The organism is Enterococcus sp. AZ084 (genome assembly GCF_051714905.1).
GTDB lineage: Bacteria > Bacillota > Bacilli > Lactobacillales > Enterococcaceae > Enterococcus_B > Enterococcus_B pernyi.
Map to the genome: position 1 here is coordinate 684,820 of NZ_JBIOSS010000001.1, position 22,951 is coordinate 707,770.

Here is a 22,951-nt window from a genome sequence, read left to right on the forward strand (position 1 = left end):
ATTGGAATGGAGGGGAATAGGATGATCATCAGTGAATTTGATCGTAGAAATATCGGTTTGAAGGATCAGCTAGCTGACCTTTTGCGATTGACTTGGCCGAAGGATTACGGTGAACAACCAATGAAAGAAGTCGAGCAACTGCTGGCGACGGATCGAATCGCTGTCTCAGCGGTGGAACAAGATCGTTTGGTTGGTTTTATCGGTGCGATTCCGCAGTATGGAATGACTGGTTGGGAAATTCACCCTCTAGTAGTAGAAACTTCTTATCGAAAGCAGTATATCGGTAGCCGCTTAGTTGCTTATGTGGAGAAAGAAATCGCCTCTAAAGGTGGTGTGATGGTTTATTTAGGAACAGATGATAAGGATGGGGACACGAGTCTTAGTCATACGGATCTTTTTGATCATCCGTTGGATAAACTGAAATCAATCGAAACTTTCAACAAGCATCCTTATACATTTTATGAAAAAATGGGCTATCAAGTCGTTGGAGCGCTTCCTGATGCAAATGGAATCAATCAACCAGATATCATTCTGGCAAAACGACTTGGAGAAATAAATCAATGAATGAAGCACCAAAATGATTTTTTAAAATCGAATAAAACATGCGAGCCTCCCCTAGTGTGGAGGCTCTTTTTTTTGGCAAAAACCGAACATTCATATCAAACGTTCTTATAACGACCATTTTTTTATGATTATTTTATTCGAAAGAGGATTAGATAAAAATCCTTGATTTATCTCATTTTTTCAGAAAAAAATAATAAAACGTTCATGGAAAAGTCATTATTTTTTAGAAAAAGCGAAAAAAACTGTTGCAATTTTAATAATTATTCATTAAACTCATAAACAACTCAGAAAATACTAATTATTCTGAAAATTTCGATAAAGGGGTACGGAAGATGAAAAAGAATTTAACTTTTGGTGTTGTGGCCTTATGTGGGCTTGTACTTGCTGGTTGTTATGGTGGCAGCAGTGCAGATACAAGTGGTAGTGGTTCTTCAAGCAGTGGATCAGCAGATGGAGGAGGCGTCTTCAACTTAGTAGTACCTCAAGAAATGCCGTCAGCCGACCTATCGGTTGCAACAGATACAATCAGTTTTACTGCACTAAATAATGTGTATGAAGGAATCTATCGTTTAGATGAAGATAGTAAACCTCAACCAGCCGGTGCAAGTGAATTGGCTGAAGTTAGTGAAGATGGATTGACTTATAAAGTCAAATTGCGTGAAGACGCAAAATGGTCAAATGGGGAGCCTGTCACAGCAGCTGATTATGTTTACGGTTGGCAACGTACGGTAGATCCAGCGACGGCATCAGAATATGCGTATCTTTTTGCACCAGTTGAAAATGCTGAAGCAATCACAGCAGGCGACAAAGACAAATCAGAATTAGGCATCAAAGCAGTTGGCGATTATGAATTGGAAATCAAATTAGCCAAACAAACACCATACTTCCAATACTTACTTGCTTTCCCTTCATTCTTCCCACAAAGTCAAGCAGTGGTTGAAGAACATGGAGATGCGTACGCATCATCAAGTGACAACGCAGTATACAACGGACCATTTACTTTAGCTGATTTTGATGGACCAGGTACTGATACAGAATGGACGTACAAGAAAAACGAAGAGTACTGGGATAAAGATGCAGTTAAATTATCAGAAATCAAAGTCAGTGTTGTAAAAGAATCTTCTACTGCATTGAATCTATTCAAAGATGGACAAGCAGATGATGTCATCTTATCAGGTGAATTAGCACAACAAAATGCGAATGATCCAGCTTATACGTCAGTTAAAGAAGCACGTACAAGTTATATCGAGTTCAATCAAAGAGAAGATGATTCACCATTCAAAAATGTGAACTTAAGAAAAGCCATTTCTTATTCAATCAACCGTGAAGCATTAGTGAAACAAGTCATGGGTGATGGTTCAGTTGTTTCAACAGGCTTGATTCCTGCAGACATGACTAAGAATCCTGAAACAAATGAAGATTTCGCAGCAGAAGCCGGCGAATTAGTATCATATGATCAAGACAAAGCAAAAGAATATTGGGAAAAAGCGAAGAGTGAATTAGGAATCGACTCATTAGAATTTGAATTGATGGCATCAGATGATGACTCAACGAAAAAAGTGATCGAATATATCCAAAACTCTATCCAAGAAAACCTTGACGGTGTGAAAGTAAAACCTACACCAGTACCATTCTCTGTTCGTTTGGATCGTTCATCATCTGGTGATTTCGATACAGTATTAGGTGGCTGGGGCGCAGACTATGCTGACCCAAGTAGCTTTACTGACTTATTTGTAACAGGCAATTCTTACAACCGTGGTCAATGGTCAAATGCAGACTATGACAAAGCCGTTGAAGCATCTGCTTCTAAAGATGCTGGTGACGAACAAGCGCGTTGGGCTGACTTACAAGAAGCGAATAAAATCATCGCTGAAGATATGGGTGTCGCACCAGTTTATCAAAAAGCTGAAGGTCATTTAGTTAATCCAAAAGTCAAAGGTATCGTTCATCATGCTGCTGGCGCATCATGGGATTACAAATGGACATATATTGAAGAATAATCTGTCCTAAAAAGAAAAAAGAGTGTCTGGGATGTATTACAAATCCCAGACCTCTCAATTTTCTGATCCTAGTTATTCTTTTGGCCGTTCATTTAGACAAGTGAGATGAGCGCAAAGACAATCGAAAACACAAGCAAAATTCCAGCGATGATCAGCCAAAAGGTATACATACCGTAGCTGACCGAAGATAGGGAAGTAAATTCTGGTTTTTCCTTCCGGTTTCTCGTTCGTGCTAAGTGAAACGAACGTTGAAAGTGATCAAAGAAACCTGAGGAGAACACCCATAAAAATCCGCCGATAATCAAAAACGGCAACGCACATAAAAATAAATCATTGGATAATTGAAGAAGGGTCAACTGATCAGTCAAAGCATTTTTAAGTAACACGAGGACGATCACTAAACCGGCAAACAAATAAGGACGATATTTTTTTTTCATTATTTTGCTCCTTTATCATTGGTTCATTAAATAATGTAGCGAAACATTGATCAGAAGTCAAAAGCTAGGGGGAAACATTCGTGAATAGTTATATAAAATATGTATTAAAACGTGTCTTCTTTATGGTCATCACACTTTGGTTGATTGCAACCATCACATTCTTTTTGATGCAATTATTGCCTGGTACACCTTACACAAACCAGGAACGTTTAAGTCCTGAAACAATTGAGATGTTGAACAAACAAGTTGGTTTGGATAAACCAGTCATCGTTCAATATGGGATCTATCTTTCTAATTTGATCCAAGGAGATTTTGGTATCTCTTTCCAATTCAAAAACCAACCAGTTGCTAACTTATTAGCAGGACGAGTAGGACCTTCATTACAGCTTGGTCTACAAGCAATCATTTTCGGAACTTTCTTTGGAACGATCCTAGGAACAATCTCAGCAATGAAACAAAATACATGGGTCGATACGTCTTCTACATTAGTCGCGATCTTAGGACGTTCTATCCCTAACTTTGTTTTTGCTGTATTGTTACAATACATTTTTGCCATCCAATTTCGTGTATTGCCGATCGCAAAATGGGATGGGTTCATGTATACGATCTTACCAACGATTGCACTAGCCATGTCGCCATTAGCCGACTCTGCCAGATTCATCCGAACAGAAATGGTCGAAGTCTTGCATAGTGATTATGTCGAATTGGCTCGAGCAAAAGGCTTGAGTCGTTGGGAAATTGCCTTCAAACATGGTCTACGTAATAGTTTGATCCCGTTGATGACCTTGTTAGGCCCATTAGCAGTCGCTTTGATGACTGGTTCATTAGTTGTTGAAAATATCTTTGCTATTCCGGGGATCGGTGAGCAATTCGTTAAGTCGATCACAACAAATGACTATCCAACGATCATGGCTGTTACGATCTTGTATTCATTTATGTTGATCTTAGTTATTTTAGTCGTGGATTTATTGTACGGACTAGTTGATCCGAGAATCCGAGTTTCTGAAGGGAGTCGAAGCTAGATGGAACTGATACCTAAACGCTACGAAACAATTGCAGAAATTCCTGCAGATGAATTTTTACCGTTACAAAAAAACACAGAAGAAGAACGTGAAAAAATCGAAGCTCCTTCACTGAATTTTATCCAGGATTCTTGGCGTCGCTTGAAGAAAAACAAAGCGGCAGTTATTTCCATGGGATTACTGATTGTGATCATCTTTATCTCGATCATCACGATTTTCGTTTCACCCCATGATCCAACCGCTCAAAATGTCGATTACATCAACTTACCACCACGTATTCCTGGTATCAATATCGACGGACTAAACGGAAAAGCAATGGTTGCTGGTGAGCTAGTCGATAAATATGCGCAAGCAAATGTTCCCGCAGACGTGAACTACTTTTTAGGAACAGATGGTCTAGGTCGTGATGTGTTAAGTCGTTTGTTCATGGGAACACGTATCTCTCTACTGATTGCCTTCATCGCTGCGTTACTAGATGTAACGATCGGTGTTGCCTATGGTTTGATCTCTGGTTTGTTAGGTGGTCGTGTGGACAATGCGATGCAACGTTTCTTAGAGGTCTTATCTGGTATTCCTAACTTAGTCGTGATGATTTTGATGTTGGTCGTCTTTGAACCAGGGATCTTCTCGATCGTGGCAGCGATGGCGATCACGAACTGGATTCCGATGGCTCGGATCGTCAGGGCGCAAACCTTGAAATTAAAAGACCAAGAGTATGTGTTAGCAGGAATGACATTAGGTGAATCCAAATGGAAGATCGCCTTCAAGCATATCTTGCCAAACATTTCGAGTGTGATCATCATCCAAATGATGTTCAGTATCCCATCAGCGATTTTCTTCGAAGCTTTCTTAAGTTTCATCGGCCTAGGCTTGACACCACCTTCTGCTTCATTGGGAACGATGTTGAGTGATGGATACAAAACATTCTTATACTTGCCGTACCTATTATGGATACCGGCAGCAACTTTATCGGTGATCATGATTGGTTTCAACTTATTAGCAGATGGCTTACGTGATGCCTTTGATCCTAAAATGAAAGAGTGAGTACGATGACGAAAATTCTTGAAGTAAAGAACTTACAAATCTCCTTTGATACCTATGCTGGAAAAGTCCAAGCAATCCGAGGCGTCGATTTTCATTTGAACAAAGGTGAAACATTGGCAATCGTTGGCGAATCCGGTAGTGGGAAATCTGTAACGACTAGAAGTATCATGCGTTTACTGTCAAGTAACGCATCGATCGATTCTGGTGAGATTTTATTCAAAGGACAAAACATTGTTGATAAAACAGAAAAAGAAATGCAAAAGATTCGTGGGAAAGAAATTGCGATGATCTTCCAAGATCCGATGACTTCATTAGATCCAACGATGACGATTGGTAAACAAGTAGCAGAATCTTTACGTAAGCATAATAAAGTATCGAAAAAAGAGGGGCAAAAAGCCGCTTTAGAATTATTGAATCTTGTAGGAATCCCGGAGGCTGAGAAACGCATCCATAGCTATCCTCATCAATTTTCAGGGGGACAACGGCAACGGATCGTGATCGCGATCGCGTTGATTTGTTACCCAGAAATCTTGATTGCAGATGAACCAACGACAGCCTTAGATGTGACGATCCAAGCACAGATTTTAGAGTTGTTGAAAAAAATCCAATCAAAAATCGACACGTCGATCATTTTTATCACCCATGATCTTGGTGTCGTAGCGAATGTCGCTGATCGAGTAGCAGTGATGTACGGTGGAAAAATCATTGAAGTGGGGACATCTGAAGAGATTTTTTACAATCCACAGCATCCGTATACATGGGGCTTACTTGGCTCTATGCCTACATTGGAAAGTGGCAATGACCGCTTATATGCAATCCCAGGTTCGCCACCGGATTTATTGAATCCGCCAAAAGGAGATGCCTTCTATCCACGAAATGAATTTGCATTGAAAATCGATGCGGAACAAGCACCACCGTTTTTCGAACTATCACCAACACACCAAGCAGCGACTTGGCTATTAGCCCCACAAGCTCCAAAAGTGACACCGCCAGAAGAGATTCAACGGCGCTGGGCGATTTTTCAAGAAAAGCAAAAAGCACATGGCCAAGGGGGATTGAACAATGAACAAAAAACTGCTCGAGGTTAAAGGCTTAAAACAGTATTTTAATGTAGGAAAGAAAAATGAAGTCCATGCGGTGAATGATATCAGTTTTCACATCTATGAAGGAGAAACATTCGGCTTAGTTGGCGAATCTGGTAGTGGAAAGTCAACCACAGGTCGAACGATCATCCGTTTGAATGAACCAACGGGTGGCGAGATTTTATTTGATGGGCAAGATGTGACGAAATTAAAAGGCAAACAAGCCATGACAAAGTTTCGTCATGAAGTCCAAATGATTTTCCAAGATCCATATGCTTCATTAAATCCAAGAATGAAAGTACGAGATATCATTGCAGAAGGAATCGATGTCAACGGACTAGCTAAATCACCCGAAGAACGTGCAGAAAAAGTCAACGAGTTACTAAAAACAGTTGGCTTAAATCCCAGCCATGGCACACGCTATCCTCATGAATTTTCAGGGGGACAACGCCAACGGATCGGGATTGCACGAGCATTAGCAGTCAATCCGAAGTTTATCATTTGTGATGAACCAATCTCTGCTTTAGACGTATCGATCCAAGCCCAAGTGGTCAATCTTTTACAAGATTTACAAAAAGGGCAAGGATTGACTTACTTGTTTATCGCGCACGATCTATCCATGGTGAAACATATCAGTGACCGTATTGGTGTGATGCACAATGGCTTGTTGCTTGAGATGGGAACCAGTGAAGAAATCTATAATCATGGAGTGCATCCATATACGGAAAGTTTACTATCAGCGATTCCATTGCCTGACCCTGATCATGAACGCCAACGTCGCCGGATCAAGTATCAACCTGAACCAGATGATGGACAAATCCGCACGTTAAGAGAAATTGCTCCTGAACATTTTGTATATGCAACAGAACAAGAAGTTGCTTATTATGCGAAAAAATTAAAACGGCAGAAAGAAGCCTTGCTAGTCGCAAACTAGGGGGAGAAGCCGATGCTAAAAGCCTTTAAATTTCGAATCTATCCCACTGATTCACAAAAACAGTGGTTGATCCAAACATTTGGTTGTGTGCGTTTCACTTACAATCATTTATTAAAAGCCAGACAGGCGTATTATTTAGAAACACAAGAGATTGATTATACGCTGACACCAGCTTCTTTAAAAAAGCAATATCCGTTTTTAAAGGAAGTCGATAGTTTAGCCTTAGCGAATGCCCAATTAAACTTGGATCGTGCATTTCGTAATTATTTTAAAGGACGCGCAAGCTTCCCCAAACTAAAAAATAAAAAAAGTATTTGGCAGTCGTATACGACGAATAATCAAAAAGGAACCATCTATTTAGAAGAAACATACCTCAAATTGCCAAAGCTAAAAGAGAAAATTCGCATCCATGCACATCGTCCGATTGAAGGAACGATTCGTTCAGCAACGATCTCATCTCGATACAACGAGATCTTTTATGTTTCCTTGCTCTGTGAAGTTCCCCAAAAGACGATGAAAGCGTCAAATAAATGGATCGGGATAGCCTATGATCCAGATCGTCTAGTGGAGATGTCCACACCACTTGACATTACGATTCCTAAATTCAAACAAGTTGATCAACAACTCCTGCGGGCAAAGAGAAAGCTTGTGATCAAAGGACGATCAGCACAGCATCGACGCACACACGTTGAAAGAGTAAAAAATTATCAAAAGCAAAAAAGGAAAATCAAAGACCTTTATTTAAAACAAAAATTTCAACGAGAAGACTATTTAGAACAAATTTCAGGAACAGTGATCCGTCATTATGATTATTTGTTTGTCGAATCGATTTCAGCAGATTGTCCGGAAGGTGATTTTTCTATCCAAGACTGGCATAAGCTATTAGCAAAGCTCCAATATAAATCGCAATGGTATAGCAAAAAGTTAGTATTGATCGATATGAAAGAACAAACAGATCCTTCCACAAATAAAAAGAGTCTGGAATTAGTTGAAATCGGGAAACAAGTCCTGTTTGAATAAAAAAACTGGTAGGGGCGCCAGGGTTCGCCTTGCTAATAAAAAACATCTATTGTTTTTGTTTCTAGGAATTTCTTTCAGAGAAGCTCACTAATTATGACAAACCAAAAAAGAGGAGAAGAGCATTCGTGCCCTTCTCCTTTTTTTATTCTGTATGTCCAGGTTTTAATTGATAGATCTTTGAGGGACGTCCGATACCGACAGGACGTTCACCGATTTCATCGAAGTATTGTAACATAGCTTTTTTGAAATTGGAATGATCGATCATTTTAAAATCGATCCCTAAGAATTTAGCGAATACTTTGCGTGCTTCAGTGATCGTGAAGTCTTTTCCTAGCACTTGAAGTACTTGTGGTTCATGTTCCATTTTGTTGACGACACGGTTGAAGGCTTTGACAATGATCTCGCTATGGTCAAAGGCTAATGTGTCTTTGCCAGAAGACTCGCTCGTCGTCAAGTCTAGAGTGATTGCTACATCCCCACTCGATAAATGCAGTTTGTTTGCATTGCGTTCAAGTGAAAACCACTGCACTTCTTTGGCATCGTCTCCAGCGATCAAAGGTTCTTCACCGATAAAGGCGAGATAGCTGACTGTCACGACCCAGCCACGAGGATCACGATTCGGTGTACTGAAGGTATGCAGTTGTTCAATATTTTCTTCGGATATGATGACGCCTGTTTCTTCTTTTGTTTCTCGCAAGACGCTGGCACCAGTCGATTCATTTTTTTGGACGAATCCTCCGGGAAGTGCCCAAGAATTTCGGTAAGGATGGCTTTTACGTTGGATAAGTAAAACTTTTAATTGATCTTCTTCTTTGTTGTAGCAGAGTAAAACGATATCGACGGTCAATGAAGGTTTTTCATATTCAGGACGTTCTTGGTCTTGGTACCAAGATAAGAAATCAGTTTCAGAGGCCTCTTGTTCATAATATGTTTTTTCTTCTTCTTTTGAATGAAAATGTTCCACTTTCTCACCTCCTATTATGTTAAGGTACTTTTTACTTTATTGTAGCAGAATCTCCCTGAAAACCAAAGATTTCTAGACAAATAAATCCAACTCAGAGTTGAAAAAGAAACGGTAAGAGTAGATTAAATAGGAAGAAAAGCAAATAAAAAGGGAGAAGCTTCTGTTTTTCTTCTCGAATGGCGAAAAAGCCACAGAGGACGATATACCCTGCTAGGATCACTCGAAGGATCAAGGTGAGCAAAAGAAAAGTATTTAATTGCCCATGTAGATTGAAATAACCATACAGATGTAAATAGTAAAAACTAAATAATAGATGGATGAGAGAAAGTAAAGCAATGCTGATAATCATTCGTTTGTGTTTTTTTGTCATTAGTCTCAAAACCTTTTCTTATATGATATTGCTTATTATAGCATGTTTGTAAAGTAAAAATGAGAGAGTAGACGATCCTGAAGAAAAAGGAGCGAGAGTGTGGGTAGAGAAGGAAGTGGTTCATCACGATAACGTAGGTTCTTTATAAATGTTTTCTTGAAGGGAAAGGACATCTTTACATTTCGGGAGTTATCAAAAAAAGCTAACAGCGTATTCATTTTATGGTATACTAGCAAGGAAACGAATTCGCACCATGCGATAAAGGAGGAAGTACCCCATGGCAGAAAAGGAAACTTTTTATATCACTACGCCCATCTATTATCCAAGTGGCAAACTGCACATTGGCAATTCTTATACAACGATTGCATGTGATGCTGTTGCACGTTATAAACGTTTGATGGGCTTTGATGTGTTTTATCTAACTGGGGTAGATGAACACGGACAGAAAATCGAGAAAAAAGCAGAAGAATTAGGCGTAGAGCCACAGGAATATGTAGACAAAATGGCTGCAGATGTCAAAAAACTGTGGAAAACATTAGATATCAGCTACGATAAATTCATTCGCACAACTGATGATTATCATAAAGCAGCAGTTCAAAAAATCTTTGATCGTTTGCTTGAACAAGGCGATATTTACTTAGGTGAATATGAAGGTTGGTATTCTGTCTCAGATGAGGAATTCTTTACAGAAACTCAACTTGCAGAAGTATACAAAGATGAAGACGGCAAAGTGATCGGCGGGAAAGCGCCAAGTGGTCATGAAGTTGAGCTAGTCAAGGAAGAGTCTTATTTCTTCCGTATGAGTAAGTATGCAGATCGCTTGTTAGAGTACTACGAAGAACACCCAGAGTTTATCCAACCTGAATCACGTAAAAATGAGATGATCAATAACTTCATCAAACCAGGTTTAGAAGATCTAGCAGTTTCACGTACGACATTCAGCTGGGGAATCAATGTCAAAAATGATCCGAAACATGTAGTGTATGTCTGGATCGATGCGTTGTCGAACTACATCACCGCACTGGGCTACGGTTCAGAAGACGATCAATTATTCCAGAAATATTGGCCTGCAGATGTCCATATGGTTGGAAAAGAAATCGTTCGGTTCCATACGATCTATTGGCCGATCATGTTGATGGCATTAGATATCCCATTGCCAAAGAAAGTCTTTGGACATGGCTGGTTGTTGATGAAAGACGGCAAGATGTCTAAATCGAAAGGCAATGTCGTTTATCCAGAGATGCTTGTTGAACGCTATGGCTTAGATGCTTTGCGTTATTACTTATTGCGTGCAGTACCATTTGGTTCAGATGGCGTATTTACACCAGAAGACTTTGTGTCACGTGTGAACTACGATTTGGCGAATGACTTAGGGAATCTTTTGAATCGAACGATTGCAATGATCAATAAATATTGTGATGGCATGGTTCCTGACTATGCGTCATTAGTGACACCGTTTGACAGTGAGTTATCAACAACTGCTGCGAATGTGGTTGGTCGTTATCATGACGCAATGGAAAAAATGGAATTCAACACTGCTTTAGCCGAAATCTGGGTATTGATTTCTCGTGCCAACAAATATATCGATGAAACAGAACCTTGGGTCTTAGCAAAAGACGAAGAGAAGAAAAAAGAGTTAGAGAGCGTGATGATCCACTTAGCTGAATCGCTACGTATCACTGCGATCCTCTTACAACCGATCATGACAGAAACACCAACTAAAATCTTTAATCAATTAGGGTTGGATGCCGAGACGATGAACCTTGAAGGATTACACTTCGGTGAATTCCCATCTGGGACAAAAGTCGTTGCAAAAGGTACACCGATTTTCCCACGCTTAGAGCTGGAAGAAGAAATTGCGTATATCCAAGCAAAAATGTCAGAAGGCACTCAAACAAATGAGGACTCTGTCAAATGGGACCCAGAAGAAACAGAGCTTGTTTCGACTAAAGAAAAACAAATCAAGTTCGATGTATTTGAAAAAGTCGAATTAAAAGTAGCAGAAGTCATCAACTGCCAAAAAGTCGAAGGGGCAGATAAATTATTGCAATTCCGTCTAGATGCAGGAGATGACCAAGACCGTCAAATCTTATCCGGTATTGCCGAATTTTATCCTGATCCAAGTGAATTGATCGGCAAAAAATTAGTGATCGTTGCTAACTTGAAACCACGCAAAATGCGCGGGCTGATCAGTCAAGGAATGATCCTTTCAGCAGAAGCAGCTGATGGTTCATTACAAGTGATCGAAGCACCAAAAGGTATGCCAAACGGTTCTGAAGTTGGCTAATCAATGACTGTAAGAACTATTCTAAGCAAATAAGCTTAGAATAGTTCTTTTTTTTATAGGATCACTTTTATGTGAATCTGTAAAAGTAAATGTAACGAGGTTGTGCCAACACCGTTTATTCAGTTTTAGGGTGGACAATATGAACGAATCCACCCGTTTGCAGATGGCAACGGACGTATAGGACGTTTGCTCATGTTCAAAGAATGCTTGAAGCACAATATCATGCCTTTCGTGATCAAAGATGTCGATCGTGAATTCTATTACAGAGGTTTAGGTAATCGGGGAACCGAGAATAATTATTTACTGGATACTTTAGGTATGAGTCAAGATATGTATGAACAGTTTTTAAAAAAATGAAATTCACAGGATCGGTTCATCAATAAAATAGCTTTATAGATAATTGAAAAAAGTCGAGCGATGATAATCATCGTCCGACTCTTTTTAGTTTTAGCCGTTGTTTGACTTTCGTTGGCAATAATGCTGCGACGATTGAAAATGGAATACATAGAATATACCAAGCAATCAGGCGGCTATTGCCGTAACGTGCATAAATCTTGGTCAATAGCGAGTGAAGGATCACTAGCCCTAGGAGCAAGCTGATCGCAAAGAACCATCTTGTATCCCAATCAGTCAAGTGGCGCAAGGCGTTCATGGCTAAAGGATAGCCGTAGAAAAAAATCCCGACCATCGTGACGCGCCAATTTTTGACGATCGTTTGAACATTTAATAGTAAAAAGATGACCGATAGTAAAAAAGCAATGGGCGGAAACAAGCCGACGAGAAAGGAATAGACGATTCCCCACAACAACATCCCAGGCCCTTTGATCAAGGCGGCAATGAGAAGAAAACCAGCCATCAATAGCAATTGCTGTGTCAATGTCGCAATTGTTAGCCAGCCAAATAAAATCAACAATAACCAATGTAGCTTGGATTGTTTTTGTTCTTTTTGTGGAAAGAAAGTAGTACCTTTATCTTTTAGATAAGATGCTAGTTTTGGATCGATCGATTGAAAATCCATAGGGTACCTCCTTACATTTCAAGTAGCTTCATTCTATAAGAAGTAAGACAAGAATACATCCGTCTTTAGAGGGATATTTTCACTACAAATTTCTGAAAAGAATGGTAAAATGAAAAGTTCTCGGTTATACTGAAAAAAATAAAAAAGAAATACGAAATGAGGAAGAGGATGAAGGGAAAATTAAAACGCGAGATCAATTTGTTTGGTGCATTATCCACAGTAATGGGAACTGTGATCGGCGCCGGCGTCTTTTTTAAAACAGCAGCGGTAGTGGCAAGTACACAATCAACAAGTTTGACGTTACTCGCGTGGTTGTTAGGGGGATTCTTAACGATCTGTGCGGGGCTAACAGTCGCTGAATTAGCCACTGCCATTCCTGAAACTGGCGGAGCGGTCAAGTACATTGAAGCAGCTTATGGCAAGTTACCCAGCTTTTTATTGGGCTGGGCACAAAGTTTGATTTACTTTCCAGCGAACATTGCGGCATTATCGATCATCTTTGCAACACAGCTGATCAATCTCTTACAGCTATCTCCTGATTATTTATTAGTGATTGCTATTATTACAGCACTTTCTATCACTGGATTGAATCTGTTAGGGACCAAAGTTGGTGCGTACGTTCAATCGATTACATTGGTAGTCAAGTTGATCCCAATTGCAGTGATCATTATTTGGGGGCTTCTGACACCTGGACAGGGTACTGTTCAATTATTTCCAGTAGAAGCCGGACAAGGTGTTTCATGGGCAGAAGGACTTAGTGGTGCTTTGTTGGCGACACTTTTCGCTTACGATGGCTGGTTAGGTGTCGGAGCCATGGCTGGAGAAATGAAACGTCCAGAAAAGGATCTACCAAAAGCGATTATTCTAGGATTGAGTTTTGTGACATTCGTTTATCTATTGATCAACTTCGTCTTTTTAAAAACATTACCGATTGATCAAATTGCTGGGAACTTGAATGCTTCATCTGATGCGTCAGCGGTCATCTTCGGTGAACTAGGAGGGAAAATCGTTACGATCGGTATTTTGATCTCTGTCTACGGCGCACTGAATGGTTATACGTTGACTGGGATTCGTGTCCCATATGCAATGGCATTAGAAAATGAGTTGCCGTTCAGTAACCAGTTGACAAAGCTCTCAAAAAAATTCACCGTTCCTTATGTACCTGCATTGTTCCAACTAGCGATTGCATGTATCATGATGAGCTTGGGTTCATTTGATTTTCTGACAGATATGTTGATTTTTGTCATGTGGCTATTTAGCTTATTGATTTTTATTGGCGTATTTATTTTAAGAAAGAAAGCCCCAGAGATGCCTCGTCCATACAAAGTACCCCTTTATCCAGTGATACCGATCATTGCGATTTTAGGAGCCATCTTTATTTTAGGGATGACACTGATCACACAAACGAATTTGGCATTAATCGGAATCTTAGTCACATTGTTAGGTGTACCTGTGTTTTACTACAAAAAAAGACAAACTGAAAGTAACTAACTGATAATGAAAAGACAAGAAGTGAATCAAGTCATTTCTTGTCTTTCTTTGTACGATATCTCATGTTTTTTAGTCTTTGAGACTTCTTTAACGCCTGCTTATATGCTAAAGTAATGAATGAAAAGGAGAGATAAAGATGATATTTGATTCTCATACTCATTTGAACGCGGAACAATTCAATGATGATATTCCTGAAACGATCCAGCGTGCAGAAGAACTAGGTGTGACTAAAATGGCCGTTGTAGGCTTTGATACACCAACGATCGAAAAATCCTTGATGCTTAGTCAAGATTACCCAAACATTTATAGCATCATCGGCTGGCATCCTACAGAAGCTGGTAGCTATACGAAAGAAATCGAAAACAAACTACAAGAACAACTGACTTTACCAAAAGTGGTTGCTTTAGGTGAAATCGGACTGGATTATTATTGGATGGAAGATCCCAAAGAAGTCCAAGATAAAATCTTTAGAAGACAGATCGCCATCGCAAAAGAAATGCGTCTACCGATCAGTATCCATACGAGAGAGGCCTTGGAAGACACTTATAAGGTGTTAAAAGAAGAAGACATTCGTGATATTGGCGGAATCATGCATAGCTTTAGTGGTGATTATGAATGGGCACAACGCTTCCTTGATTTAGGGATGCACATTTCTTTTAGTGGTGTCGTGACATTCAAAAAGGCGTTAGATGTGCAAGAAGCAGCGACAAACGTCCCAATGGATCGTCTATTAGTGGAAACGGATGCTCCTTATTTAGCGCCAGTGCCCTATCGAGGAAAAAGAAATGAACCAGGGTATACTCGTTACACAGTCGAAAAGATCGCTGAACTTCGTCAACTACCAATGGAAGAAGTAGCGGCCCAAACATGGAAAAACGCGCATCATTTATTTGGATTGTCAGAGCATGACTAAATTAAAGATCCAAGAAATCATTGTTGTCGAAGGAAAAGACGATACGAGAAGGCTACAAGAAGTGGTTGAAGCCGACACGATAGAAACGATTGGTTCAGCGATTAATGAAGAAATCTTGATGCAGATCGAACATGCCCAAGAAACTCGTGGAATCATTATTTTTACGGACCCGGATTTTTCAGGTGAGAAGATCCGTAAAACGATCATGGAAGTGGTACCACAAGCAAAACATGCGTTTTTGCCAAGGAACCAAGCCGTACCGAAAAAAAAAGGAAGCTTGGGGGTCGAACATGCGAGTGATGAAGCGATATTAGAAGCGTTGAAAAAAGTCGTTACGCCAGTCGATGATGAGACCCAAGCGCCGGAGATCACTAGACAAATGCTGGTTGCATATGGATTGATTGCCGGAGCACATGCAAAAGAAAAACGTGAGATGCTCGGTGATGAATTACGCATCGGCTATACGAACGGAAAACAATTGGAAAAACGATTGAACATGTTCCGAATTACGTTAACTGAGTTTAAGCAGGCAATGAAAAAAGTGGAGGATCATTATGAGTGAATATCGGGATATTGCAACACCCACTAGAACAAAAGAAATTTTATTGAAGCACGGCTTCTCTTTTAAGAAGAGCTTAGGACAAAATTTTTTGACAGAGCCGAATATCCTTCGGAAAATCATTGAAACTGGTCAAATCGATCAGCAGACTAATGTGATCGAAGTAGGGCCAGGAATTGGTGCATTAACAGAGCAAATCGCGCGTCATGCCAAACAAGTAGTCGCATTTGAAATCGACGATCGATTGATTCCTGTCTTGGCAGATACCCTTTCACCTTATCCGAATGTCACAGTCATCCACCAAGATATTTTGAAAACTGATTTAGCAGAGGCAGTCAATACTCAATTCAACGAGCAGTTACCATTGAAAGTGGTAGCTAATTTGCCTTATTATATTACGACACCGATCATGATGCACTTTCTTGAATCAGACGTAGTGGTTGACGAAATGATCGTGATGATGCAAAAAGAAGTCGCTGATCGCATCTCAGCAAAACCGGGAACAAAAGCATATGGTTCTTTATCGATCGCTGTGCAATACTATATGGAAGCAAGTTTGGCGTTTATTGTGCCAAAAACAGTATTTGTGCCACAACCAAACGTGGATTCAGCGATCTTGAAATTGACAAGACGCGCAACACCAGCAGTTTCCGTAACGGATGAAAAAGCCTTTTTCCGTCTGACAAAGGCTGCGTTTCAACAGCGTAGAAAAACTTTATGGAATAATTTGCAACATGCCTATGGGAAAGACGAAGCAACTAAAAGTTGGTTAACTGAAAGTCTAACGGAGGCAGGAATCGATCCGAAAAGACGAGGAGAAACACTTTCTTTAGAAGAATTTGCTGCTTTGAGCAATGCTATGGAACATCTAAAAAAATAAAATGAGGAATAGAAGGCTGAAAAAGTCTTTTCGCTCTAAGTCTGAAGGCATCACTTGAGAAAACCATTTTGGGTATTCTTCAAGTGATGCCTGACTATTTTAGGAAACAAGTTCCAAGATCAAATTATTCGATTTTAGAGAGGGTGGTATTTCAGGCGCCTTGTTTCTCTTGATGTGTCTTGACACATTAGAAAGTTAGCGGTACAATAGGTCAAAACAAATGTGTCAAGACACATCAAGGGAGTAAAAAAATGAAAACAAATTCTGTAAGAAAATTGACAATTTCCGCTTTATTGATCGGGATGGGCGTTCTTATTCCGATGATCATGCCTAAGATCGTAATTCCGCCTGCTTCATTTACACTAGCTTCACATGTGCCATTATTTATCGCAATGTTTTTTTCACCCGGTGTAGCTGTGGCAGTGGCGCTAGGTACAACATTTGGCTTCTTCTTGACGACACCTGTGATTATTGCGCTTCGTGCATTGTCTCATTTGGTATTCGCTCTAATCGGTGCATGGTATTTACAAAAAAAACCAGGGATCGTCTTAAAAGACGGGCAATTCACATTAATGAACTGGCGTTTTCAAGGGTTTAACTTATTGATCGGCGTGATCCACTCGATCATCGAAATGCTAGTGGTGAGTGTGTTCTTCTTCATTGGGAATATGCCGGAAACATACTATGCAGAAGGCTACTTCTATACCGTATTCATCTTGATGGGGATCGGTGGCTTGATCCATAGTTTGGTGGATTACAATATCGCTTACTTCATTGCCGGAACATTGAGTAAATTCTTTGATGTCCCAGTTTTCACTGCTGCCAAGAAACAGCAAAAGAAAGAGATCATGCAAGGAACAATCAAAAAAGTCGTTTAGCTATCACACAAACAAAGACTGAAAAATCACCAGAAAAAAGACCCAAGATCGAAAGATCCTTGGGTCTTTTGCTTATCGTCAATTAAGGGATCGTGATGACATCTTCTGTGTCTTTATCAAAGAAATGGCCTTTGTTGATATTGAAGGCAAGATCAATCATTTCTCCTGGCTTATGGAAGTCACGAGCATCAACTTTCGAAATAAATTCAGTTGTTCCAGTGCGAGTATAAAGCATGGTTTCGGCACCAAGTAATTCTGATACAACGACTTCTGAATTGACAACAGTTTCTGGTGAAGCATCCAAGACAACTTGTTCACTGTGGATATCTTCAGGGCGGATACCAAAGACAAGTTCTTTGCCTTCATAACCTTTTTCAACTAATACTTTATTTTTACCTTCAGGGATTCTCAATTTTAGTCCATGACCATCTGAGATAACCCCTTGGCTTAATTTTACGTTGAAAAAGTTCATGGCAGGTGAACCAATGAAGCCAGCAACGAACATATTGACTGGTGTGTCATAAACTTCTTTTGGTGAACCGATTTGTTGGATGAATCCATCTTTCATGATGACGATACGGTCTGCCATCGTCATGGCTTCTGTTTGGTCATGGGTAACGTAAATGGTTGTTGTTTCTAAGCGTTGATGCAACTTCGCGATTTCGGCACGCATGGCTACACGTAGTTTGGCATCTAAGTTTGACAACGGCTCATCCATCAAGAAGACTTTTGCATCACGTACGATGGCACGACCTAAAGCGACACGCTGGCGTTGTCCTCCTGAAAGAGCAGCAGGTTTACGTTTTAAGTATTCAGTCAACCCAAGGATCTCCGCAGCATTCTCTACACGTTGTTTGATATCGGCTTTGTCGTATTTACGCAATTTCAAACCAAACGCCATGTTGTCAAATACCGTCATGTGAGGGTATAAGGCATAGTTTTGGAATACCATCGCGATATCACGGTCTTTAGGAGCAACATCATTCATTACTTTGCCGCCGATATTCAATTCCCCTTCAGAAATATCTTCAAGACCAGCGATCATTCGTAGAGTTGTTGATTTCCCACAACCGGAAGGACCAACGAATACGATAAATTCGCGATCTTTGATTGCCAAGTTAAAGTCAGTAACAGAATAGTTTTCTGCATTGTCATATTTCTTGTATACATTTTTCAGAGCCATTTCTACCATCGTACAAACCACGCTTTCTTTTTTTCTTTTATTTGATGTGTTTAGTATAGTTGAAAGCGCTATCTATAATCAATGTCACAATGAACAAGAATTCGTAGGAACTTTCGTCAATGTGTACAAAATAATTGGAAAGTGCGTGGAAAGTGAGACAAAAATAAAATTCATTTTTGTTTCTATCCTTAAAAGCGAATAAACGGTGTTCCAGAAGTAACTCCTTCGGAAATAAGCCGAGAAACCCAAAAATTTGAAAAACAATTTTCGGTTTTCTTGGCTTATTTCTCGGAGCTGAACACTTCTGTCACAACCTCATCACCTATAAAATAGAATAAATGATGTTCATGAAGCAGATCCTTCAATAATGAGAGCAAACTCCAGCAATATGGCAATTTATTTTTTGGTTTTTACTGCGCGAGTTATCAAAGATTTACCGTGTATTCACTATCTTAGAGCAATACTTTGTAGATATTAAGAGATATAAAAAAGCAGGCAACCAAGAAAACAAAATTTGTTTTTCATATTAAATTAAGTTAAACTCAATTTAATATAAGCTGGGAGATGATAATAATGGAAACGACTATTAGAAAGATTGGAAATTCTGTAGGAGCGATTTTTCCCAAAGATATTTCTCCAGAAGTTGGAAAAATATATACGATTATTAAAATAGGTGAAACATATGTATTAAAGCCCAAAAAAGAAGATATTTTTAAGACTCCAGAGGCATGGGCAGGCTTTAGAGATTCAATCACCCAAGAAGATAAAGAGTGGGATGAGATGAACCTTGAGGGGGAGGAACTATAAATGGATTATCCAAAGCAAAAAGATATTGTATGGCTGGATTTTGATCCAGCTAGAGGAAAGGAAATACAGAAGCGAAGACCAGGTTTGGTAGTAAGTAAGAATAACTTCAACCAATACACTGGTTTTTGTTTGATTTGCCCAATCACATCAATTGAAAGAAAATTTGATACATATATTAAGATCAAAGAACCACAAATCATTTCTGGACAAGTTGTTACACATCAGTTGCGTTCAATTGACTACACCGCTAGAAACATAATAAAAATTGAACAATGTGATATTCTGACATGGGTGGATGTACTAGAAGTTCTTGATATGTTTTTATAGAAATTTGAAAAATATCAAACCACAAAGAAATTTGTTACACTGGTAAAAAAGGAGTGAGGACGGATGAAAATAGCATTGATTGCACATGATCGTAAAAAAGAATTGATGATCAAATTTACAACAGCCTATAAAATCATACTTGAACAACATGAACTATTCGCGACAGGGACGACCGGACAAAAGATTGCAGAAGCCACAGGATTATCGGTCCATCGGTTCAATTCAGGACCTTTAGGCGGTGACCAACAAATTGGCGCGATGATCTCAGAAGATGAATTGGATCTGGTGATTTTCCTGCGTGATCCTTTAGCAGCTCAACCTCATGAACCTGATGTCACTGCGTTGATCCGCTTGGCTGATGTATATGATATTCCTTTAGCAACGAATATCGGTACCGCAGAAGTTTTATTACGAGGGCTTGAAGCCGGATTTTTGGAGTTCCGACAAGTGATCCATGAAGAAGGAAGTAAGATCCCTTTTCCTAATAAGATTTAAAATTCGGATTTTATGAGGATAGAGACAGTTGATCAAGGCGAATGTCTGCCATGTTACGAACTTAGGAATCGTTTTCGTTTAGAACATTAGGTTTTTTTATTTACAGTTCTTCCTTTTCTATGCTATAGTTTGTCTGGGATAAGTTCCCACTATTAACAGAGTAGAAAATAAAGCGTTAAGTGCTTAGAGGATGGGATGTTGCCTCTAGGACGAAGGACGTAAGTTCGCGGTTTTATTTTCGCATTCGCTGCATGAAACATGTAGCAGCTCTTAAAGGAGATGCTAGAAATGAAGAAAAATCGTTTAGATGCTCGTATGATTACGATCATGGGACTGCTGATCGCATTGATGGTCACGTTGTCTCGCTTAGTTTCATTTGAAACACCATTACTCAAAATCAGTGTAACGTTCATTCCCCAAGTAATCATGGGTATTTTATTTGGCCCATTTTGGACAGGGGTCGGTTCTGTGTTAGCTGATGTGGTGGGTATGGCATTATTTCCTAAATCTGTCTTTTTCATCGGCTTCACGTTGAATGCTTTTATTGAAGGAGCGATTTATGGGTTCTTTTTCTATCGCAAAGAGATCACTTGGAAAAATGCAATCTTAGCCACGCTCAGTGTGACAGTGTTCGTTAGCTTGATCCTGACACCATTATGGTTGGTCATCATGTATCAAGTACCGATGAACTGGGTATTCTGGGGACCACGTTTATTAAAAGCCATTATCTGGTTGCCGATCCAATCGACGATGATCTACGTGATTGGGCGCGCCATGCCATATAAAAGAATTTTGCGGAGTTTAACGACGCATACAAAATAAAAAACAAGCAGTCTTCCCATCCCAGAAGACTGCTTGTTTTTTGCATAGATCAGAAAAATCATCTGATTCGATGTTCACTATTTTTCAACCGATCCAGTAAATTGCGCTTGATAAAGTTGACGATAGCTACCATCTTCGATTTTCAATAATTCATCATGTGTACCCATCTCAACGATTGCCCCTTGATCCATCACGAGGATCTGATCGGCATTTTTGATCGTGGACAAGCGATGGGCAATCACAAAACTAGTTTTTCCTTCCATCATTTTTAGGAAGGCATTTTGGATTTTCTTCTCTGTCAATGTATCCACTGAACTTGTTGCTTCATCAAGTATCAACATAGGGGGATTACTGATCATCGTACGAGCGATCGTCAGTAATTGACGCTGCCCATCGGAGATTTTTAATCCCTGTCCACCAATGCGTGTATCTAGTTTTTGTGGCAAGCGTTGGACAAATTCATACATATAGGCTGATTTTAGGGCCTCATTGATTTCTTCATCACTGGCATCTGGCTTCCCGTAACGTAAGTTTTCTCGTAACGTACTGTCGAATAACCAAGTATCTTGTAAAACCATCCCAAAGCTCTTGCGTAGGGAATCACGGGCGATTTGGGTAATATCATAATCGTCGATCGTGATCGTCCCAGAATTGACATCGTAAAACCGCATCAATAAATTCACTAATGTGGATTTACCAGCTCCTGTTTTACCAACGATTGCCACTGTTTGACCTGGTTTGGCAACAAAGCTGAAATTCTCGATCAACCGTTGTTGTGGTTCATAAGAGAAAGAAACATGTTTAAAAGCGACCTCGCCTTTGATCGTTTGAGGATCAAGTTGATACGCAAAAGGTTCATCTGGCGTTTCTTCCGGTTGGTCGATCAATTCAAATGCTCGTTCTAAACCAGAAAATGCTGTTTGGATCTGTGTCGTGATCCCTGATAATTCAATAAAAGGTTTCGAAAACTGACTAGAATAGATCGTAAAACTTGAAATGATCCCGACAGTAATCGTTGAATCACTTCGTAAGGCAAGTAAACCACCAATCAAACCAATGGAGAGATAGGCTAAGTGATCGACAAAACGAGAAGATGGGTTCGTTAATGAAGAAGAGAATTGCGCGCGCTGCCCTTTCTCATATAAGTCAGCATTCAATGCACTGAATTGCTGTTGATTGACTTCTTCTTGTTGGAACGCTTTGATGATTTTTTGATTACCGATACGTTCCGTAACGAATCCTGAAATGTTCCCAATGATTTTTTGTTGGTTATCAAAATCATTTTGAGAAGCCCGTGCGACTAACCAGCTGACTAAGAAAATGATTGGTGTCGAACAAATGACGACAAGTGTCAATAACGGACTCAAGTTGAGCATGAAGATCAGTGAGAGGATAATGATCGCTACCCCAGAAAATAATTGATTGAACGCCGCTGATATCGCGATGGAGATATTGTCCATATCATTTGTGAAACGGCTGACGATATTCCCATGTGAATTTTGATCATAGTATCTTAAAGGTAAAAGATTCAAACGAGCAAAGGCATCTTTTCGTAGATTCGCAACGGAGAGGTAAGCCAATCGGTTACTTAATACTTGGATCAGCCATTGACTGATGACATTAAGTAAAACGATCCCGCCAAACATCAACAGAAGTTGGACTAATCGAGTAAAGTTGACTTGTCCCACACCAACCATTTGATCGATACTTTGACCGATTTGTAAGGTCATTACGACGGTAGCAACACCATTGACGATTCCCAACAAGACAGCTAACCAAATTTCACGTGGATGGGCCGTCAGATAAGGAACAAAACGTTTGAGCGTTTGCCAAGATAGTTTTTTTGTTTTCATT

24 protein-coding genes and 1 riboswitch are annotated in these 22,951 nt (G+C 39.7%); of the genes, 18 read left to right on the forward strand and 6 right to left on the reverse strand.

Translation table 11 applies throughout. The features are described from left to right. Positions 1–21: 21 nt before the first annotated feature. Positions 22–564 carry an aminoglycoside N-acetyltransferase AAC(6')-Ii gene (gene aac(6') / locus IGI79_RS03230; protein WP_195339055.1) on the forward strand — a complete coding sequence of 181 codons (543 nt, stop codon included), beginning with the start codon at positions 22–24 and terminating at the stop codon, positions 562–564. A gap of 332 nt (positions 565–896) precedes the next feature. Further along, positions 897–2,564: a peptide ABC transporter substrate-binding protein gene (locus IGI79_RS03235; RefSeq protein WP_010736156.1), complete on the forward strand. Its 1,668-nt coding sequence runs from the start codon at positions 897–899 to the stop codon at positions 2,562–2,564. 92 nt (positions 2,565–2,656) lie between these two features. On the opposite strand, the gene IGI79_RS03240 is transcribed toward IGI79_RS03235, so the two are convergent. After that, positions 2,657–3,001 carry a DUF3899 domain-containing protein gene (locus tag IGI79_RS03240; protein ID WP_010736155.1) on the reverse strand — a complete coding sequence of 115 codons (345 nt, stop codon included), beginning with the start codon at positions 2,999–3,001 and terminating at the stop codon, positions 2,657–2,659. Between the two features lie 80 nt (positions 3,002–3,081). On the opposite strand from IGI79_RS03240, the gene opp3b reads away from it, so the two are divergent. Genes opp3b through IGI79_RS03265 form a run of 5 tightly spaced genes read left to right on the forward strand, consistent with a single transcriptional unit; the run spans position 3,082 to position 8,103 of the window. Further along, complete coding sequence (opp3b, locus tag IGI79_RS03245; protein WP_019722500.1) at positions 3,082–4,023, forward strand: oligopeptide ABC transporter permease; 942 nt, start codon at positions 3,082–3,084, stop codon at positions 4,021–4,023. Continuing rightward, the gene (locus IGI79_RS03250) at positions 4,024–5,067 is read left to right on the forward strand and encodes an ABC transporter permease (RefSeq protein WP_019722499.1); all 1,044 of its coding nucleotides are present in this window, start codon (positions 4,024–4,026) and stop codon (positions 5,065–5,067) included. It begins immediately after the preceding gene. A 5-nt stretch (positions 5,068–5,072) separates the two neighbouring features. Next, positions 5,073–6,155, forward strand: a complete 1,083-nt coding sequence (locus IGI79_RS03255) for an ABC transporter ATP-binding protein (RefSeq protein ID WP_019722498.1) — start codon at positions 5,073–5,075, stop codon at positions 6,153–6,155. Further along, a complete protein-coding gene (locus IGI79_RS03260) occupies positions 6,130–7,083 on the forward strand; it encodes an ABC transporter ATP-binding protein (RefSeq protein ID WP_438845713.1) in 954 nt (317 codons plus the stop codon). Before IGI79_RS03255 ends, IGI79_RS03260 begins: the two co-directional genes overlap by 26 nt. A 12-nt stretch (positions 7,084–7,095) precedes the next feature. Then, positions 7,096–8,103, forward strand: a complete 1,008-nt coding sequence (locus tag IGI79_RS03265; RefSeq protein WP_062805593.1) for an RNA-guided endonuclease TnpB family protein — start codon at positions 7,096–7,098, stop codon at positions 8,101–8,103. Positions 8,104–8,245: 142 nt separating this feature from the next. On the opposite strand, the gene IGI79_RS03270 is transcribed toward IGI79_RS03265, so the two are convergent. After that, a complete protein-coding gene (locus tag IGI79_RS03270) occupies positions 8,246–9,067 on the reverse strand; it encodes an NUDIX domain-containing protein (protein WP_010736144.1) in 822 nt (273 codons plus the stop codon). Between the two features lie 91 nt (positions 9,068–9,158). Continuing rightward, positions 9,159–9,437 (reverse strand): hypothetical protein, encoded by a 279-nt coding sequence (locus IGI79_RS03275; protein ID WP_010736143.1) that lies wholly within the window; start codon positions 9,435–9,437, stop codon positions 9,159–9,161. Between the two features lie 277 nt (positions 9,438–9,714). On the opposite strand from IGI79_RS03275, the gene metG reads away from it, so the two are divergent. After that, positions 9,715–11,724, forward strand: coding sequence for a methionine--tRNA ligase (metG, locus tag IGI79_RS03280; RefSeq protein ID WP_010736142.1), 2,010 nt, complete (start codon positions 9,715–9,717; stop codon positions 11,722–11,724). A 192-nt stretch (positions 11,725–11,916) separates the two neighbouring features. Further along, positions 11,917–12,081 (forward strand): hypothetical protein, encoded by a 165-nt coding sequence (locus IGI79_RS03285; RefSeq protein WP_438845714.1) that lies wholly within the window; start codon positions 11,917–11,919, stop codon positions 12,079–12,081. Between the two features lie 67 nt (positions 12,082–12,148). On the opposite strand, the gene IGI79_RS03290 is transcribed toward IGI79_RS03285, so the two are convergent. Beyond that, the gene (locus tag IGI79_RS03290) at positions 12,149–12,742 is read right to left on the reverse strand and encodes a hypothetical protein (protein WP_195274186.1); all 594 of its coding nucleotides are present in this window, start codon (positions 12,740–12,742) and stop codon (positions 12,149–12,151) included. 168 nt (positions 12,743–12,910) lie between these two features. Here IGI79_RS03290 and IGI79_RS03295 point away from each other — a divergent pair, with 168 nt between their 5' ends. The 5 genes from IGI79_RS03295 (at position 12,911) to IGI79_RS03315 (ending at position 17,463) form a co-directional block, all read left to right on the forward strand. Continuing rightward, positions 12,911–14,233, forward strand: coding sequence for an APC family permease (locus tag IGI79_RS03295; RefSeq protein WP_010736139.1), 1,323 nt, complete (start codon positions 12,911–12,913; stop codon positions 14,231–14,233). A 136-nt stretch (positions 14,234–14,369) separates the two neighbouring features. Further along, entirely contained in the window at positions 14,370–15,146 is a 777-nt protein-coding gene (locus IGI79_RS03300) for a TatD family hydrolase (RefSeq protein ID WP_065096136.1), read from the forward strand. Next, positions 15,139–15,708, forward strand: coding sequence for a ribonuclease M5 (rnmV, locus tag IGI79_RS03305; RefSeq protein ID WP_019722492.1), 570 nt, complete (start codon positions 15,139–15,141; stop codon positions 15,706–15,708). Before IGI79_RS03300 ends, rnmV begins: the two co-directional genes overlap by 8 nt. Further along, positions 15,701–16,585, forward strand: coding sequence for a 16S rRNA (adenine(1518)-N(6)/adenine(1519)-N(6))-dimethyltransferase RsmA (gene rsmA, locus IGI79_RS03310; RefSeq protein WP_195274183.1), 885 nt, complete (start codon positions 15,701–15,703; stop codon positions 16,583–16,585). The genes rnmV and rsmA overlap by 8 nt, the downstream gene beginning before the upstream one ends. 251 nt (positions 16,586–16,836) lie before the next feature. Further along, a complete protein-coding gene (locus IGI79_RS03315) occupies positions 16,837–17,463 on the forward strand; it encodes a hypothetical protein (RefSeq protein ID WP_438845715.1) in 627 nt (208 codons plus the stop codon). Between the two features lie 82 nt (positions 17,464–17,545). Here the strand turns inward: IGI79_RS03315 and IGI79_RS03320 are convergent, their stop codons facing one another. Beyond that, positions 17,546–18,655, reverse strand: a complete 1,110-nt coding sequence (locus tag IGI79_RS03320; protein WP_104870565.1) for an ABC transporter ATP-binding protein — start codon at positions 18,653–18,655, stop codon at positions 17,546–17,548. A 564-nt stretch (positions 18,656–19,219) separates the two neighbouring features. On the opposite strand from IGI79_RS03320, the gene IGI79_RS03325 reads away from it, so the two are divergent. The 4 genes from IGI79_RS03325 to IGI79_RS03340 all read left to right on the forward strand — a co-directional run bounded on the left by IGI79_RS03325 (position 19,220) and on the right by IGI79_RS03340 (position 21,097). Next, on the forward strand, positions 19,220–19,453 hold the full coding sequence (locus IGI79_RS03325; RefSeq protein WP_066026200.1) for an AbrB/MazE/SpoVT family DNA-binding domain-containing protein: 234 nt from the start codon (positions 19,220–19,222) through the stop codon (positions 19,451–19,453). Next, positions 19,454–19,780, forward strand: coding sequence for a type II toxin-antitoxin system PemK/MazF family toxin (locus IGI79_RS03330; RefSeq protein ID WP_104776820.1), 327 nt, complete (start codon positions 19,454–19,456; stop codon positions 19,778–19,780). It begins immediately after the preceding gene. 63 nt (positions 19,781–19,843) lie between these two features. Then, positions 19,844–20,275: a methylglyoxal synthase gene (gene mgsA, locus IGI79_RS03335; RefSeq protein WP_019722486.1), complete on the forward strand. Its 432-nt coding sequence runs from the start codon at positions 19,844–19,846 to the stop codon at positions 20,273–20,275. Positions 20,276–20,429: 154 nt separating this feature from the next. Then, a riboswitch (THF riboswitch) is annotated at positions 20,430–20,527 on the forward strand. A gap of 36 nt (positions 20,528–20,563) precedes the next feature. Then, a complete protein-coding gene (locus tag IGI79_RS03340) occupies positions 20,564–21,097 on the forward strand; it encodes a folate family ECF transporter S component (RefSeq protein ID WP_010736130.1) in 534 nt (177 codons plus the stop codon). A 77-nt stretch (positions 21,098–21,174) separates the two neighbouring features. On the opposite strand, the gene IGI79_RS03345 is transcribed toward IGI79_RS03340, so the two are convergent. Then, positions 21,175–22,950, reverse strand: coding sequence for an ABC transporter ATP-binding protein (locus IGI79_RS03345; RefSeq protein ID WP_066026201.1), 1,776 nt, complete (start codon positions 22,948–22,950; stop codon positions 21,175–21,177). Position 22,951: the final 1 nt, after the last annotated feature.

Excerpts from the sequence above, each read along its gene's own strand:
- IGI79_RS03235 (WP_010736156.1), top strand. The coding sequence starts at position 897 with ATGAAAAAGAATTTAACTTTTGGTGTTGTGGCCTTATGTGGGCTTGTA.
- IGI79_RS03240 (WP_010736155.1), bottom strand. The coding sequence starts at position 3,001 with ATGAAAAAAAAATATCGTCCTTATTTGTTTGCCGGTTTAGTGATCGTC.
- IGI79_RS03250 (WP_019722499.1), top strand. The coding sequence starts at position 4,024 with ATGGAACTGATACCTAAACGCTACGAAACAATTGCAGAAATTCCTGCA.
- IGI79_RS03255 (WP_019722498.1), top strand. The coding sequence starts at position 5,073 with ATGACGAAAATTCTTGAAGTAAAGAACTTACAAATCTCCTTTGATACC.
- IGI79_RS03260 (WP_438845713.1), top strand. The coding sequence starts at position 6,130 with ATGAACAAAAAACTGCTCGAGGTTAAAGGCTTAAAACAGTATTTTAAT.
- IGI79_RS03265 (WP_062805593.1), top strand. The coding sequence starts at position 7,096 with ATGCTAAAAGCCTTTAAATTTCGAATCTATCCCACTGATTCACAAAAA.
- IGI79_RS03275 (WP_010736143.1), bottom strand. The coding sequence starts at position 9,437 with ATGACAAAAAAACACAAACGAATGATTATCAGCATTGCTTTACTTTCT.
- metG (WP_010736142.1), top strand. The coding sequence starts at position 9,715 with ATGGCAGAAAAGGAAACTTTTTATATCACTACGCCCATCTATTATCCA.
- IGI79_RS03285 (WP_438845714.1), top strand. The coding sequence starts at position 11,917 with ATGTTCAAAGAATGCTTGAAGCACAATATCATGCCTTTCGTGATCAAA.
- IGI79_RS03290 (WP_195274186.1), bottom strand. The coding sequence starts at position 12,742 with ATGGATTTTCAATCGATCGATCCAAAACTAGCATCTTATCTAAAAGAT.
- IGI79_RS03295 (WP_010736139.1), top strand. The coding sequence starts at position 12,911 with ATGAAGGGAAAATTAAAACGCGAGATCAATTTGTTTGGTGCATTATCC.
- IGI79_RS03300 (WP_065096136.1), top strand. The coding sequence starts at position 14,370 with ATGATATTTGATTCTCATACTCATTTGAACGCGGAACAATTCAATGAT.
- rnmV (WP_019722492.1), top strand. The coding sequence starts at position 15,139 with ATGACTAAATTAAAGATCCAAGAAATCATTGTTGTCGAAGGAAAAGAC.
- rsmA (WP_195274183.1), top strand. The coding sequence starts at position 15,701 with ATGAGTGAATATCGGGATATTGCAACACCCACTAGAACAAAAGAAATT.
- IGI79_RS03315 (WP_438845715.1), top strand. The coding sequence starts at position 16,837 with ATGAAAACAAATTCTGTAAGAAAATTGACAATTTCCGCTTTATTGATC.
- IGI79_RS03320 (WP_104870565.1), bottom strand. The coding sequence starts at position 18,655 with ATGGTAGAAATGGCTCTGAAAAATGTATACAAGAAATATGACAATGCA.
- IGI79_RS03325 (WP_066026200.1), top strand. The coding sequence starts at position 19,220 with ATGGAAACGACTATTAGAAAGATTGGAAATTCTGTAGGAGCGATTTTT.
- IGI79_RS03330 (WP_104776820.1), top strand. The coding sequence starts at position 19,454 with ATGGATTATCCAAAGCAAAAAGATATTGTATGGCTGGATTTTGATCCA.
- mgsA (WP_019722486.1), top strand. The coding sequence starts at position 19,844 with ATGAAAATAGCATTGATTGCACATGATCGTAAAAAAGAATTGATGATC.
- IGI79_RS03340 (WP_010736130.1), top strand. The coding sequence starts at position 20,564 with ATGAAGAAAAATCGTTTAGATGCTCGTATGATTACGATCATGGGACTG.
- IGI79_RS03345 (WP_066026201.1), bottom strand. The coding sequence starts at position 22,950 with ATGAAAACAAAAAAACTATCTTGGCAAACGCTCAAACGTTTTGTTCCT.